The organism is Leeia oryzae DSM 17879, from assembly GCF_000376945.1.
GTDB lineage: Bacteria > Pseudomonadota > Gammaproteobacteria > Burkholderiales > Leeiaceae > Leeia > Leeia oryzae.
Map to the genome: position 1 here is coordinate 158,487 of NZ_AQXU01000019.1, position 15,199 is coordinate 173,685.

General features: G+C 53.6%; 11 protein-coding genes. 10 read left to right on the forward strand and 1 reads right to left on the reverse strand.

The features are described 5' to 3' along the window. The first annotated feature begins 244 nt into the window (after nucleotides 1-244). From F552_RS0106400 to F552_RS0106430, 7 genes are all read left to right on the forward strand, one after another. On the forward strand, nucleotides 245-4,096 hold the full coding sequence (locus F552_RS0106400) for a YhdP family protein (RefSeq protein ID WP_169333574.1): 3,852 nt from the start codon (nucleotides 245-247) through the stop codon (nucleotides 4,094-4,096). Between the two features lie 37 nt (nucleotides 4,097-4,133). Next, nucleotides 4,134-4,946, forward strand: a complete 813-nt coding sequence (locus F552_RS0106405; RefSeq protein WP_018150906.1) for a carbon-nitrogen hydrolase family protein — start codon at nucleotides 4,134-4,136, stop codon at nucleotides 4,944-4,946. Between the two features lie 135 nt (nucleotides 4,947-5,081). Continuing rightward, nucleotides 5,082-6,521: a metalloprotease TldD gene (gene tldD / locus F552_RS0106410; protein WP_018150907.1), complete on the forward strand. Its 1,440-nt coding sequence runs from the start codon at nucleotides 5,082-5,084 to the stop codon at nucleotides 6,519-6,521. A gap of 190 nt (nucleotides 6,522-6,711) precedes the next feature. Further along, a complete protein-coding gene (dnaB, locus tag F552_RS0106415; protein ID WP_018150908.1) occupies nucleotides 6,712-8,148 on the forward strand; it encodes a replicative DNA helicase in 1,437 nt (478 codons plus the stop codon). A gap of 75 nt (nucleotides 8,149-8,223) precedes the next feature. After that, nucleotides 8,224-8,580, forward strand: a complete 357-nt coding sequence (locus tag F552_RS0106420; protein WP_018150909.1) for a hypothetical protein — start codon at nucleotides 8,224-8,226, stop codon at nucleotides 8,578-8,580. A gap of 16 nt (nucleotides 8,581-8,596) precedes the next feature. Next, nucleotides 8,597-9,160, forward strand: coding sequence for an LOG family protein (locus F552_RS0106425; protein WP_018150910.1), 564 nt, complete (start codon nucleotides 8,597-8,599; stop codon nucleotides 9,158-9,160). 28 nt (nucleotides 9,161-9,188) lie between these two features. Continuing rightward, nucleotides 9,189-9,638 carry a GNAT family N-acetyltransferase gene (locus F552_RS0106430; protein WP_211208234.1) on the forward strand — a complete coding sequence of 150 codons (450 nt, stop codon included), beginning with the start codon at nucleotides 9,189-9,191 and terminating at the stop codon, nucleotides 9,636-9,638. 10 nt (nucleotides 9,639-9,648) lie between these two features. Here the strand turns inward: F552_RS0106430 and F552_RS0106435 are convergent, their stop codons facing one another. Beyond that, complete coding sequence (locus F552_RS0106435; protein ID WP_018150912.1) at nucleotides 9,649-10,398, reverse strand: MgtC/SapB family protein; 750 nt, start codon at nucleotides 10,396-10,398, stop codon at nucleotides 9,649-9,651. A gap of 389 nt (nucleotides 10,399-10,787) precedes the next feature. Here F552_RS0106435 and F552_RS0106445 point away from each other — a divergent pair, with 389 nt between their 5' ends. From F552_RS0106445 to F552_RS0106455, 3 genes are all read left to right on the forward strand, one after another. Further along, entirely contained in the window at nucleotides 10,788-12,182 is a 1,395-nt protein-coding gene (locus F552_RS0106445) for a sensor domain-containing diguanylate cyclase (RefSeq protein ID WP_018150913.1), read from the forward strand. 380 nt (nucleotides 12,183-12,562) lie between these two features. Continuing rightward, entirely contained in the window at nucleotides 12,563-13,138 is a 576-nt protein-coding gene (locus F552_RS0106450) for a transporter substrate-binding domain-containing protein (RefSeq protein ID WP_169333575.1), read from the forward strand. 24 nt (nucleotides 13,139-13,162) lie between these two features. Further along, nucleotides 13,163-15,106 (forward strand): methyl-accepting chemotaxis protein, encoded by a 1,944-nt coding sequence (locus tag F552_RS0106455; protein WP_018150915.1) that lies wholly within the window; start codon nucleotides 13,163-13,165, stop codon nucleotides 15,104-15,106. Nucleotides 15,107-15,199 lie beyond the last annotated feature (93 nt).

A 15,199-nucleotide genomic window follows, 5' to 3' on the forward strand; every position in this document is an offset into this window, starting at 1 on the left:
TCCTGTCTGGTATTCTTTTTTTACCTGGTTTTACCAGAAACTTACGGTATGTATTAAAGTCTTACAAATACAACGCTACCGATCATAGGTAGAATGCATATATGTTGGGTAGGCCTTTGCAGCATAATTGCTGTTGGCCTAACGTTTGTCACAAGCATATCACCGTACAGGTTAATTTTTGTCCGAAACCATCAAATCCATTTCTGCTGCCAAAGTATTTCTTTCCAGATTGAAGGAAGCTTTGGTGCATTCTGCATTTTGGCATGCCCGCTGGTTTCGCCGGATTCTTTATGCGCTGATTTTTGCGGTTGCTGCGGTAGTGCTTGGCTTGCGCTACTGGATTTTGCCCAATATCGACGGTTATCGCCCGCAGATAGAAAGCATGCTGTCTTCTGCCATGGGCTCGAATATCCAGATAGCAAAGCTCGAAGCGGATTGGCAAGGACTACGGCCGCATCTGACCACCTACGGGCTAACGGTTTTTGACCCGCAAAAACGGCCGGCCATCTATCTGGAGCGCATTGACAGTACCTTGTCCTGGTGGTCGGTATTTACGGGCGAGATCCGGTTTGCCGAACTCGACTTTGACTCGCCGGTCCTTTATTTCCGCAGGAACAAGGCGGGCGTTATCGACCTGGCCGGTATTCCGCTGAACCAGTCTTCTGCCAGCACCGATACCAGCATGGCAGACTGGCTGCTACGACAGGGCCGGCTGGATATTCGCCAGGCGCGGCTGATCTGGCTGGATGAGCAGCGCAGCAATCAGCCGTTGATGCTGGAGCATGTTCAACTGGTATTGCAAAACAGTTTCTCCAGACACAAGTTTCTGCTGCAGGCCAAGCCGCCTGCAGAGCTGGCCTCCATGCTGGATATCCGCGGCAATCTCAAGGGCAAGCGTTTCTCTGAATGGGATCAATGGAAAGGGGAGGTCTTTACCCGCCTTGATTACACCAGCCTGCCAGCCTGGCGTACCTGGTTGCCTGAGTCCGTGACCCGTTCTGGCATTTATCCGGACAAGGGCAGGGGCGGTGTACGTGCATGGTTCGGGATTGCGGACGGACGGGTATCCAGTGCCACGGTCGATCTGGCGCTGGCTGATGTCCGGGCGCATTTGTCCAAAACGGTTCCTGTGCTGCCGTTAAAGCAGCTGACCGGCAGGGTGAGCTGGAGTTTGTCAGACAAAGATGTACAGGTTGCTACTGATAATCTGAAACTGTCGCTGGCCAATGGCGTGGCGTTGCCACCATTGTCGCTGTCGCTGCTGCTGAACCGTGGCAAAGGGACTGAGATAGTGGGCGGTAAACTGCAGGCAGATCATCTGCCGCTGGAGCCACTGACAAAAATCGCCCAGTTTCTGCCGTTGCCTGAAGGCGTAGAAGACCCGCTGATGACCATGTCGCCGAGCGGTAGCCTGGATCAGATGTCGTTTGAATGGGCTGGGCAGAAAACGCTATCCAGTTATAAACTGGACGGGCAATTTAACCGCCTGGCCAGCAAGCCCTGGAAAAAAATGCCCGGTATTACCGGTATCAGTGGCCGTGTCAACCTTGACCAGACCAAGGGGCAGATAACGCTTAATGGCAATAAGACTGTCCTGGACTGGCCGTCGATTTTTGCCGTGCCGTTATCGACGGACCGTTTGAGCAGCCAGCTACACTGGCAAAAAGAAAACGGTCAATGGCTGGTGACACTCGACAGGGTTGCCCTTGAAGGGCCGGAAGCAGAGGGTGAGTTTGCCGGGCGATACCGCACGGAAGCGACTGGCCCGGGCTGGATAGATTTGCGTGGCGGTTTGCGTCGTGGTGCTGCCAATGCCGTATGGAAATACCTGCCGCTGGTTGTCGATTCTGCGGCTAGGGAATGGCTGAAAACAGGCCTGATAGAAGGCGAGGGTACCAATGCCCGGCTGCAGCTGACCGGGCACCTGAACGAATTCCCGTTTGAGAACGGCAAAGGGCTGTTCCGCATTACGCTAGACGCCCATAAAGTCCGCATTCCTTATGCGCAGGGCTGGCCCGAGCTGAAAGATGTGGAAGGTTCTTTGCTGTTTCAAGGCGACCGGATGGAGGTTCATGCCACCAGTGGCAAGATCCTGAATACGCAGGTTGGCAAAACGGTGGTGACCATACCTACACTCAGTCACGCCAATCTACTGACTGTGGACGGAGAGGTAACCGGTGCCACGACGGATTTCATGCAGTTTGTCCAGCAAAGTCCGGTCAACAAAGTGGTCGACCAGTTGCTGGCAGGGTCGGCATTTAAAGGTAATGCCTCCCTGAAGCTAAAGTTAGGCATTCCGCTTAGCCATGCTGCAGATACCCATGTAGATGGCGTGCTGCAATTTGCAGACAACCAGATTCAGCTTAACGACCTGCCTGCGCTGGATAAAGCGACCGGCACGCTCAGGTTTACCGAAAAATCCATCCGTCTGGACAATGCCCGGGCCAACTTGTTGGGTAACCCGGCAAAATTTGGTGCAAGCACAGACACTGCGGGTGTGGTACAGATTACCGGTAGTGGCCGGATGTCTGCCCAGCAACTCAAGCAGCAACTGGGGGATTCGGTCGGGAATATGGTTCAGGGGGATACCGACTGGCAGGTGCTGGTTACGCTGAACAAGCAAAAAGCGAATGTGGTGCTGTCCAGCACGCTGAAGGGCATGTCGCTGGATCTGCCGGCCCCGCTCAGAAAGTCTGCGGGTGACACCTGGCCGCTCAAGATTGAAAAACAAGCTGCTGCGGACGGTTTCTCTGCCTGGAACGGCAAGCTAGGTAATATTGTGTCGGCTGTACTTCGATTCCAGCAAAATGCCAAAACAGGGGAGCAAGGACTGGAGCGGGGTGTTATCCAGTTGGGTAATACGGCTGCGCCGCTGACACTACCTCTGGCTGCCGGGCTGGTGGTACAAGGCAATGTCCCGAGACTTAACCTGGATGCATGGCAAGACTGGGCAGATAATCAGCAAGCAACCAGCGGTAACGGCCTGCCGCTCAATACGATCCGGCTAAACGTACCCGAGCTGACCGTGGCCAACCGGGTTTGGCACGATGTATCTGTGGTGGCGAACCGTTCCCGTTATGGCGACAAGCTGGATCAGACACGCTGGAGCAGCCAGACGAGTGCACAAGAATTTGAAGGTCGGGTGGACTGGCTGAGCGAGCGTGGCGGTCTGATTGTGGCCAAACTCAAGCGTCTGACCTTGCCCAAACAGCAAGATACCACCACCAAAGGCCTGACTGATCCCAAGCAGGCCAGCCGTCCGCCGGCACTGGATATCGAGGTAGGCCAGTTCCAGTATGGTGACAAAAAACTGGGCGAACTCAAGGTGCTTGCCAAACCGGATGGGGCTGACTGGCGTCTGCAGCAGGTCAAATTGACGACCCCCGAGGGCGCGCTCAATATGGACGGCCTCTGGCAGGATAATGAACCCAACTCCGTGTTGAAGGTGAATGTGCATATTGATGCGCAGGATACCGGCAAACTGCTGGACCGGCTCGGATTCCAGGATGCACTTCGGCGCGGAAAAACCACACTGGACGGGCAACTGGCCTGGGTGGGCAGTCCGTTTGAGCCGAATATCCCTACCTTGACCGGCAAGCTGACCCTGAGCGCCAAGAATGGCCAGTTTGTGAAGCTGGACCCAGGGGCTGGCCGTTTGTTGGGGGTGATGAGCTTGCAGTCATTGCCACGACGGATTACGCTGGATTTCCGTGATGTATTTTCCGAGGGGTTGGCGTTTGATGAAATATCCGCTACTGCCAAGGTGCAGCAGGGCGTGATGCATACCGAAGACCTGAAACTGGTCGGCCCGGCTGTGGCCGTACTGATGAAGGGGGATGTGGACATGGTGCGCGAGACGCAAAACCTGCACGTCCGGGTGGTGCCTGTGGTCGGTGATTCGGTCTCGGTGGCCGCCGGCCTGGCGATGGCCAACCCGGTCGTTGGTCTGGGGACGTTCTTGCTGCAGAAGCTCTTTAGGGACCCGCTCGGGCAAATGATCGCTTTTGAATATGATGTAACGGGGGGGTGGAGCAACCCGACCGTGGTGAAAACCGGGGACGGCAAAACTGTCGAACCCCAAAAGCCAGCTCCCTGAACCTGAATGGCAACGTGGATTTGAGCAGAGACAAAACATGACATTACCGACAGCAATTAAAGTGGCGACCATCCAGATGGTCTCCGGCACAGACTGGCAAGCCAATCTGGATGAAGCCGAAAAGCTGGTTCTTGAAGCTGCGGCTCAAGGTGCCAGACTGGCCGTATTGCCTGAATACTTTGTATTGATGGGCCAGCAGGATGGCGACAAGGTCAAACTGGCCGAACCGGCGGGCGACGGGCCGATCCAGCGCTTTTTGAGCAATCTTGCCAAGAAGGCTGGCATCTGGCTGTTTGCCGGCACCATTCCCCTGGCGTGTGATACCCCGGGGAAAATCCGGAATACCTTTCTGGTGTTTGATGACCAGGGAGTGCAACAGGCCCGCTATGACAAAATCCATTTGTTCGGTTTCAAGAAGGGAACCGAGCAATACGAAGAAGCCAGAACCATCGAGGCGGGTGACAAGATAGTGGTCATTGACACCCCGTTTGGCAGGATTGGCTTGTCGATCTGTTACGACATCCGCTTTCCGGAGCTGTTCCGCCAGATGGGGGCTGTCGATGTGCTGATGGTGGTGGCAGCCTTCACCAAAACCACCGGCAAAGCGCACTGGGAAACCATCCTCAAGACGCGTGCCATCGAAAACCAGTGTTTCCTGATTGCCTCCGGTCAAGGCGGGCACCACCAGAACGGGCGTGATACCTTTGGCCATAGCATGGTGATCGACCCATGGGGTGAAGTACTGGGTCTGAAAGCGGAAGGTGCCGGTGTGGTGACTGCCGTGCTAGACCCGCATGTGCTGGCGACCGTGCGGGAAAACCTGCCCGCCTTGCAGCACAAGGTGCTGTAGCTGCATCAAGACACATCCATCCGGCTGGCCAGCATTTGGCCAGGCCGGTTTTATGGTATAAATGTATCCATACCCGTGCATCTGCATGTCAGTTGCACCTCCAGAATCCAGCAATACAGAAAAGAAATACACTGAATGACAACTGCTTCCATGTTCGACCAGGCGCAACACCACCTGCTGACCACCAACCAGATTGATGAAACCAGTCTGGATCAGGTGTTCGGCCGCATCATGCAGCACAATGCTGATTATGCGGACCTGTACTTCCAGTATTGCCGCAATGAAGGCTGGTCGCTGGATGAGGGGATCGTCAAGGCAGGCAGTTTCAGCATCGACCAAGGGGTAGGTGTGCGTGTGGTGAGCGGCGAGAAAACGGCGTTTGCCTATTCGGATGAAATCAGTCTGCCCGCCTTGCAACAAGCTGCGGATGCAACCCGCGCCATTGCGCCGACTGGTGCCGGTAAAGTGGGTAACCGTCAACCGGTAGATGGGCGTGGCCTGTATTTGCCTGAGGACCCGATTGCCAGCCTGGCCGCCGCCGAGAAAGTCGCCTTGCTGGAAAAACTGGAACAGATGGCACGCGCCATGGACCCGCGCATCAAGCAGGTTATGGCCAGCATGGCCGCGCAATATGAGGTGGTGTTTGTAGCGCGTGCCGATGGTGTGCGTGCGGCAGACATCCGCCCGCTGGTGCGTGTGAACGTGCAGGTCATTGTGGAACAGAATGGTCGTCGCGAGCAGGCAGGTGCCGGTGGCGGTGGCCGGTTTGATTTTTCGTATTTTACCGATGCGGTGCTGAAGTCTTATGCAGAACGCGCTGTCAAGGAAGCGCTGACCAATCTGGAGGCGCGTCCGGCGCCTGCAGGGCAGATGACCGTGGTCCTTGGGCCAGGCTGGCCTGGCGTGTTGCTGCACGAGGCCGTTGGCCATGGTCTGGAAGGTGACTTTAACCGCAAGGGAAGTTCTGCGTTCTCTGGCAAGATCGGCCAGCAAGTCGCTGCCAAAGGTGTGACTGTTGTCGATGACGGTACCCTGGCCAGCCGTCGCGGTTCGCTGTCTGTAGACGATGAAGGGACGCCAACCCAATGCACGACCCTGATCGAAGACGGCATCCTGAAAGGCTATATGCAAGACACCATGAATGCCCGGTTGATGGGCATGGCGCCTACCGGTAACGGTCGCCGCGAGTCTTATGCCCATTTGCCCATGCCGCGCATGACCAATACCTATATGCTACCGGGCGCCCATGACCCGCAAGAAATCATTGCGTCGGTGAAAGATGGCTTGTATGCCGTCAATTTTGGTGGCGGCCAGGTAGACATTACCAGTGGCAAGTTTGTGTTCTCGGCCTCGGAAGCCTGGAAGATCGAAGACGGCAAGCTGGTGTACCCGGTCAAAGGGGCGACGCTCATCGGTAACGGTCCGGAAGCCATGAACCGCATTTCCATGATCGGGAACGACATGCAGCTGGATACCGGCGTCGGGGTCTGCGGCAAAGACGGCCAGAGCGTGCCAGTGGGCGTTGGCCAGCCGACACTCCGGATTGATGGCTTGACTGTGGGAGGGACAGCCTGACACGCTGGCACCTTAGCGGACAGCCACGGGTTTGCCCGGATGGCAGGCCATAAAAAGCACTTGTGCCTGAATAGGGCCAGGTGCTTTTTTCATGCCGCTAAAAGAAGTGATTTGGTCAAAGTGGACCGTAGTATCCCACTCGGCCTGAGCGTATAATCCCACCTTTGATTCATCCGCCAAGAAGTTCGATATGACCAATATGCAACCCCCGTTTGCGATGCAGTCTGATCCTCAGATTGCTCAGCTGAAGTTACCGCCGCATTCGATCGAAGCCGAGCAAAGCGTGCTGGGTGGCTTGATGCTCGATAACGAGGCATGGTCCAGAATTTCTGATCTGGTGAATGATGCCGAGTTTTATCATAGCGGCCACAAGCAGGTGTACTACGCCATTGGCCGTTTGATCGAGCGTAACCGCCCGGCCGACGTGATTACCGTGGCCGAAGAGCTGGACCGTCTGGGCAAGCTCGAAGACGTGGGCGGCTTGGGGTATCTGGGCCAGCTGGTAGAAACCACGCCGTCCGCTGCCAATATTCGCCGCTATGCCGAAATCGTGCACGAGCGTTATGTATTGCGCGAACTGGCCAGGGTGGGTAACGAGATTGCCGAATCCGCCTATTCGCCCGAAGGGCGGGATGCTGAAGAGCTGCTGGATAGTGCCGAGACGGCCGTGTTTAAAATTGCCGAATCCGGTAACAACCAGAAGCAAGGGTTTCTGGATACCCAGACCCTGCTGACCCAGGTAGTGGAGCGTATTGACGAACTTTACCACCGCGACTCTGACAGCGATGTGACGGGTATTGCGACCGGGTTTGTGGACCTGGACAGCAAAACCTCTGGCTTGCAGCCCGGTGACCTGATCATTGTGGCGGGTCGTCCTTCGATGGGTAAAACCGCTTTTGCCGTGAACGTAGCCGAAAACGTCGCCATCAAGGTGGGCGCGCCGGTGGCCATTTTCTCGATGGAGATGGGCGGCGCCCAGCTGGTCATGCGGATGATCGGTTCTGTGGGGAGTCTGGACCAGCACAAACTGCGTACCGGTAAATTGGACGATGATGACTGGCCGCGGTTGACCCATGCGGTGGGCAAGCTGCACGAGGCGCCCATTTATATTGATGAAACCGGCGGTTTGTCGTCTACCGAACTGCGCGCCAGATGCCGCCGCCTGATGCGTGATCTGGCCATGAAAGGCATCAACAACGGCAAGCTCGGCCTGGTGGTCATTGACTACCTGCAGTTGATGAAAGGCAGCAGCAAAAGCGCGGGTGAAAACCGTGCTACCGAAATTTCCGAGATCTCCCGCTCGCTGAAAAGCCTGGCCAAAGAACTGGAAGTACCGGTTGTGGCCCTGTCACAGTTATCGCGGGCGGTAGAACAACGTCCGGACAAACGTCCGATGATGTCGGATTTGCGTGAATCCGGTGCTATCGAACAGGATGCCGACGTGATTCTGTTCATGTATCGCGAGGAGTATTACTTCCCGGACAAAGAGGAAGTCAAAGGCACGGGCGAAGTGATCATCGGTAAGCAGCGTAACGGCCCGGTGGGGCGTGTCCGGTTGACCTGGCTGGGCAAATACACCCGTTTCGAGAGTTATGCAGGCGGCGGCTTTATTGCTGACGATAATTAACAAAGTTCAGTTCACAGTAAGGTGGGTACGGATGCTGTTCCGTATCCATGCGTTTCTTTTCCAGACGGCTTGACCATGACCACATTTTGCATTCAGATTCAACCAGACCGGGCGCCCGGCCTGGACCTTGCCACCCTCAAGCAATTCTGCGAAACGCTTGCTGCTGAACAGCCGGCCATTGAGCGGTTTGGCTTGATCGAAGGGGATGATGAAGGCCCCTTCATCAACCTGATGTTTGAAACCGACGATGAGTTTGCACTCTGGAAACTGGTTAAAAAGCAGTTGTTCAAGCATCCGGTATTTGGCAAGGTGCTGAAACAGGCCTGTATGGTGTTATGCAGTGGCGAAGAGGGCTGGGATGATTATCTGCTGCTGCATCATTACGATGAAACCATCGAGTGCGATGCTTTAGACGATCTCGATCTTGAATAGGGAACAGGTTGCTCCCATGATGAAACTTGCTGTTTTCTGCGGTTCCCACGCCGGACATGATGCCGTGTTTACCGATGCGGCCATTGCCCTTGGCAAGGCCTTGGCCGATCAGGACATCGAGCTGGTGTATGGTGGTGGCAAGGTCGGACTGATGGGAGAAATTGCCAACGCTGTCATGCAACATGGCGGCGTGGTGACGGGGGTGATCCCTGAGGCCTTGAAGCAAAAAGAACTGGCCCATACCGGGATTACCCGATTGCATGTGGTAGATGACATGCATCAGCGCAAGAACATGATGGCCAGTTTGTCAGACGGGTTTATTGCCATGCCCGGGGCAGCCGGTACGCTGGAAGAGTTTTTCGAGGTCTGGACCTGGGCGCAACTGGGTTACCACCAGAAGCCTTGTGCCATCCTGAATGTGAACGGGTTTTTTGATCCGTTGATCGAGATGATGCAGAAGGTGGTTGCGCATGGTTTCATGCGCGATGCCCATCTGGACATGATCATCATCAGCCAGGACCCGGCAGAGATTCTCCGGCAGATGAAGGAATACAAGGCACCGGGTACCAAGTGGAGCTAGCCCCAGCCGATCATTAGATCAAACCCTGATGACCACACAAGAGATTACCATGCAAATCCGGGATGTGCAGCCAGACGATGCAATTGCCATTGAAGCCTTGCTGACCTCGCTAGGTTACCCGGGGACGTCCTCTTTCATCGCAGATAAACTTCAGCAGCAGCTTGCGCATCCGGATGCAAAACTGCTGGTGGCTGTAGAAGACAGCCAGGTTCTCGGGTTTGTATCACTGCATTTCATCCCACAAATTGCCCTGCCGGGCGACTTTTGTCGCATCAGCTATTTTTGTGTGGCAGAAGCCGCAAGAAGCAGCGGCATTGGCCAGGCACTGGAGCTGGAAATCGTGAATCAGGCCAAGGCACGCGGCTGTGACCGCATTGAAGTACATTGCCATAGCCGCCGAGAAAAGGCGCACCGGTTTTATGCACGGCAAGGCTATCTGGAGTCTCCCAAATATCTGGTCAAGTCACTGTTGGCGTAGGCGTATCGGTTTAGTTCCGGGCATGGGATAACTGATATTCTTCTATCCCTTCCAGTTGCTCCAGTTCATCAGCGATGTGCTGAATGGACGGGGTTCTCATGTTATGGATGTCGATCACTACAAAGCGCCACTCGATGTGGTTACCCTGCTTGGCTACCGACAGAGAGCCTTCCGCAAAGTTGAATCCCAAGGTGTGAATCCAGCTGCGCAAGAAATCGATAGTGGGTTTGTAACCTGCTTTGTAGCGGATATGCACCGCGACTGCCTGACGGCTGGGCAGCAGGTTTTCCAGTTTTGGTCCCCACATCATGCAGATGGCAGACAGTAGCCCCAGTGTGATGGAGGCGGCATAAAACCCCAGCCCGACCAGCACTCCGATGGCGGATGAGGCCCAGATAGAGGCCGCTGATGTCAGCCCGCTGATGGTAAAGCCGTCTTTCATGATGATGCCGGCCCCCAGAAAACCAACCCCGGTGACAATGCCCTGTATGACCTGGGTAGGCTGAGAGGTGATCGCAACCCCAGTGTGTCCGCCAAACCAGAACTCGGGGTATCCCACCACGACAGTAAGCGCAGTCGAGGCCATGGCCACCAGGCCATAGGTACGCATGCCTGCTGCACGGCCGTGATACGACCGCTCGTAACCCACCAGCATCCCAAGCAGCAAGGCGCCAAAAATGTTCAGCGCAATGGTGACATTGGCGGCCAGAAAGGTCGTTGACCAATAGGCGGTCAGGGCGTCAATCGACAAAGTGTTCATGCATACCTCAGGTAAGGGGCCATATTTTTTGGCATGGCCATGATTTGGGAATATCGCGCCTGCAAGGGTATCTGTCAATTACTGTATACCGCTATTGAAGTGGATATTGCTAGAGTGACGGCCATTTTTTGGGCTGATCTTGCGAAAGATCTATGACTAAGCCGGAAGATGCATATTGGTGAAAAGGAACTCAAATAAACCAGCGGACGTTTAATCATTAAGTCACGTAACCATCGGTATTCAATACGTTGGGTTGTTGATTTATCCGGACAGGGATTTATTTGAATTATTTTGAGTAAATTCGCCTTTGCCATTACTGGTGATCTATTATACTTGATAAATTAATCTTGACTGGATAACCGGGCGATATGCCTAAAATCTGACGCGATATGGATAAAAAGAATGTGACGGGTCTGGTATTGGCGAGCGTGTGTTATTTTCTGCTCGCAAAATTCGGAATGCTGATGTTTGCCATCCAGCCCAGCAATATTACACTGCTATGGCTGCCTTCCGGTATATCCCTCATCATGTGTCTTCAGTGGGGTGTCCGGTCTTTTCCGTTTATTGTTGCGGCCAGCTTTTTAGCCAACTATGCCGGCATGCATACTCAGGAGGCGGGTTCCTATGTCTATTTGCTGGTAGCGGCCTGTATTGACGGTTTTTCCGGGGTGTTGTCCGCGACCTTGTTAAAGCGGTTTCTGCCCAATGGCTTGGTCAAAACACAGCATCTGTTTCCCTTTGTCGCGTGGGTGTGTCTGGCGTCTCCGTTAATTACCAGCCTGATGCTGACAGCAAATTTGCTGATTGGGCATTATATCTCGCTGGCTGATGCTCCCGGGTTTGTGGGAATGCTGATTCTGGCTGACAGTTTAGGTATTTTGCTGGTGTATCCGGTGTATGCAGCCATGCAGGTTTCGTCTGAGCCGATGACAATGATCCAGAAGAAGTGGCTGACTGGCGCGGCAATTGTGCTACCTGTATTGTTGTTCTTTAGCACACTGGGTCCGGATTGGCTTACCTTTTTTATGCTGCCAACGTTAGTCATCTTGTCATTTAGCGTGGGTATTTTCTGGACGGTGCTAATGAGTTCGCTGTCCATGGTGTTGACGGTGGCAGGGACGGCGCAGAAGCTTGGCCCGTTTGTCGGCGCTTCTGATCAGGAATCCCGCTTTGGACTGATGGCCTTTGCGTTTTCCAGTGCGCTTACCATTCTGGGGATCGCCTTGCAGAACCGCCAGTTGAAGATGGCCGAGTTCGGGCAAGAAAGATGGAAGTCCGAAGCCGAGACGGACGTGATGACCGGACTCTTTAACCGGCGAGCCTTTTTCCCGCTGCTTAACCGCATGCACCAGCAAGCCATTGTCTCGCAAAGCACTTATGCGGTTGCGGTGATTGATCTGGATAACTTCAAGCAAATCAATGATCGTTTTGGGCATGCCGTAGGGGATGAAGTGCTGGTATCACTGGCGCATGTGCTGGTACACCATTGTCGTGCCGGTGACATTGCAGCACGTCTGGGCGGGGATGAGTTTGCGATGCTGATCCCGTTGGGTTCCGGCAAGGATGCCTTGTCTCTTTTACAGCGTGTACGCAGTGAAATTCTCGAGACAAAAGCAGTGGTTGGCGTCAATGATGAAGTCGCATTTGATGTCAGTATTGGTGTGGCGTTATTCGAGTCTGCCGCAGAGAGCGAAAATGATTTATTAAGGCGTGCCGATAAAGCTTTATACAAAGCCAAAACAACCGGCCGAGGTCGTGTTGTATTGGCAGATGCTTATCAATAAACCATATAGGCATTCCATATCAATATGCCTATTGTGTTTTTTCCGGATTTTCTAATTTGAGGTTGCTCAATGACCTGTATTGACTATAAATCGAGTACAGGTATTAAGCTATTTTAAGTATTTAAACCCTCAATTAATCCCGGTAACGCATGACGCATATGAAAAACACCCTTGGCTGGCAAAGATTACAGAAAAGATGTGCTGTCGGCTTGCTGGCATGGGGAATGGTATTGCCTTTGCTTGCAGCCCCCCGGATTATCCCGTTTTATACCTACAATGAAGACCCTCCCTTTAACACCAGCCAGACCGAGGATAGCATCACCACCCTGTATGCCCGGCTATTGTCCGAGCACTCCAAGGGGCAGTATCTGTTCAAACCCATGCAGATTCCTCGTTTGCGGCTTGATCGCATGCTGGAAAGGCCCAATTGGGATGGCGTAATTGCCTGGGAGAATCCCAGATGGTTCTTTGACAATGCCAAGCGGAAGTTCTTCTGGAGCCTGCCCATTATTCAGGATCTGGATCTGGTGATCTCCAATGTCAGGCGGCCGGTGGTCTATGATAAGTCGCTCTTGCCGATAAACCACCTGACCCTGGGGGCAATTAACGGCTACGTATTTGATGATGTGGATAGCGCAATTGGTGCCGGCAAAATCACCATCAAGCGCGACGATGTGACCAGCCATGAAAAGAACCTGGAGAAACTGAAACTCCAGCGCATTGATGTAACATTTGTAGCAAGAAGTTCTTTCATATACTATTTGAAAAAATATCCGCAAGACCGGAAATTTTTTTCAATTTCTGAAATTGATCGTGGAAGTTATTTTCGTTATCTGTTCACCAGTTTGAAAAATCAAAAACTGATGGATTATATAAATGAAAGCATTCCGGTTCTTGACAAGAATCTGACCTGGCAGATGATGCGTAATACGTATTTTTTGCCCATGACTGATTAGATATCTACAGAAAAGAGCGAGACAATGGCCAGACAATCTTCCATCAGCAAAAAACTGCTAATCAGTGTCACCACCATCCTGCTGTTGTCGTTATGTTGTGTGGGATTTGTCTCCATTTATATCTTTAAATCTACCCTGACCGAGCGGGCCGAAAAGGTCGAGTTGCCACAAACCGTACAGGCTATTCGCAATGACCTGGATAAAACCATTTCGGTGCCGCTTTACCAGGCATTGCAAGTGGCTAACAATACCTTTCTGGTGGACTGGCTGAATAACGGGGAGCCGGAAGACGGGATTCCTGCCTGGCAGAAGTATGCCAACAAAGTGCAACAGACGGCCGGGGTACTTGGGGTGAATCTGGAGTCTGAAAAAACGCTGAACTACTATGATGGCCAAAAAGGTATTGCCAGAAAGCTGGAGCCTAATGGTAATGATGGCTGGTTCAAGCGTTTTCTCGATAGCGGCAAACCTTACGAATTCAATCTGGGTACCGAACCCGGCAAACCAGGCGTGATGATGTTTATCAATGCCAGGATCAAAGACAGCCAGGCAACGCGGGCGAATGCCAGTATTGCGCTGGATGTGACCGCCATGGCGGACAAGATCAGAAATGTGTCGATTGGCAAAACCGGTCAGGTGTATGTGGTGGATGCCAGTGGCGGTATCCAGATTCACCGTAATCCGGATCTGGTAAAAGTGGCAGAGAAGGTGAATCTGGCTTCCTTGCCGGGCATGGCAGATGTGGCCAAATCGCTGCTGGTCAAAGCACCTTTTAACCTGGCCCATTACAATAATGGCAAAGGCGAGATCATGGTGGCATCCAGTTATCTGGAAACGGCCAACTGGTTTGTGATTGTGGAGGTACCGGAGGCAGAGGTATATGCGGCCGTTACCAAGAGTCTCGAGCTGACCATTACCATTGTGGTCGCTGCCCTGATTGTGTCGCTGTTACTGATGGTGACGCTGCTAAAAACCATTACCCGTCCGCTCAGCAAACTGCGCAAAGCCATGCTCGACCTGACCAGCGGGGAAGGGGACCTGACCCGTCGGCTGCAGATCGAGAGCCATGACGAAATCGGTGAAATTGCCCAGTATTTCAATTCGTTCATGGAACAGCTGCATGTCATGTTCAAGCGCGTTCATGAACAGACCGTGACCCTGAATGACAGCGTGAAACAACTGGGTGACATGACCGACAACCTGCAGCGCGATGCCCAGGAGAACGCCGGCATTGCTGAAGCAACGGCCGCAACGGTAGAAGAAGTGACTGTGAGTGTGGCCCACATTGCCGACAATACGCGAGATGCCGCGCAGATCGTCAAGGATGCGGGCAGCCTGTGTGCCGACAGTTCGACATCGGTCACCAGTGTTTCTCATGAGATCCAGAACGTGGCCCAGTCCATTCACGGCCTCACCCAGGTCATTAGCGACCTGGAGTCCGGCTCCGGCAAAATCGGCTCTGTGGCGAACGTGATCAAGGAAATTGCCGAGCAGACCAACCTGCTGGCGCTCAATGCGGCCATTGAGGCTGCGCGAGCCGGCGAACAGGGACGCGGTTTTGCAGTGGTAGCGGACGAGGTAAGGAAACTGGCGGCCCGAACCAGTACCGCAACCATCGAGATTGACCAGCTTGTTTCCTATATGCGACAAGCCACCATTCAGGCAATTTCCAGCGTGCAACATACGGACGGCTCTGTGAAAACCGGTGTTGAACTGATGAACGTGGCCTTGAAACAGATGGAAAACATCCAGTCCAGCATGGCGCTGGTGGTGGACAAGACCAATGAAATTCGTGATGCGGCAGAAGAACAGACCCGAGCGACGGAAGACCTGGCCAGTTCTGCCGAGAATATGTCGCGCAGGGTGCAGGATGAAGAACATGAAATCATGCGTACCAATCATGTGATTGATGCGCTGGAGAACCTGTCGGTAGAACTTAACCATATTGTCAGTCGCTTCAAGATTTGATCATTCCCTACTGCTGTTGTGACCCCTCATGAAACCCCGGGTAATTGCCCGGGGTTTTTCTTTTCCGTTGATCTCCGGAATGTTTGGGAGGAC

Bases quoted from the DNA above. Each gene is read 5' to 3' on its own strand.
- F552_RS0106405 (WP_018150906.1), top strand. From the start codon at position 4,134: ATGACATTACCGACAGCAATTAAAGTGGCGACCATCCAGATGGTCTCC.
- tldD (WP_018150907.1), top strand. From the start codon at position 5,082: ATGACAACTGCTTCCATGTTCGACCAGGCGCAACACCACCTGCTGACC.
- dnaB (WP_018150908.1), top strand. From the start codon at position 6,712: ATGACCAATATGCAACCCCCGTTTGCGATGCAGTCTGATCCTCAGATT.
- F552_RS0106420 (WP_018150909.1), top strand. From the start codon at position 8,224: ATGACCACATTTTGCATTCAGATTCAACCAGACCGGGCGCCCGGCCTG.
- F552_RS0106425 (WP_018150910.1), top strand. From the start codon at position 8,597: ATGATGAAACTTGCTGTTTTCTGCGGTTCCCACGCCGGACATGATGCC.
- F552_RS0106430 (WP_211208234.1), top strand. From the start codon at position 9,189: ATGACCACACAAGAGATTACCATGCAAATCCGGGATGTGCAGCCAGAC.
- F552_RS0106435 (WP_018150912.1), bottom strand. From the start codon at position 10,398: ATGAACACTTTGTCGATTGACGCCCTGACCGCCTATTGGTCAACGACC.
- F552_RS0106445 (WP_018150913.1), top strand. From the start codon at position 10,788: ATGGATAAAAAGAATGTGACGGGTCTGGTATTGGCGAGCGTGTGTTAT.
- F552_RS0106450 (WP_169333575.1), top strand. From the start codon at position 12,563: ATGCAGATTCCTCGTTTGCGGCTTGATCGCATGCTGGAAAGGCCCAAT.
- F552_RS0106455 (WP_018150915.1), top strand. From the start codon at position 13,163: ATGGCCAGACAATCTTCCATCAGCAAAAAACTGCTAATCAGTGTCACC.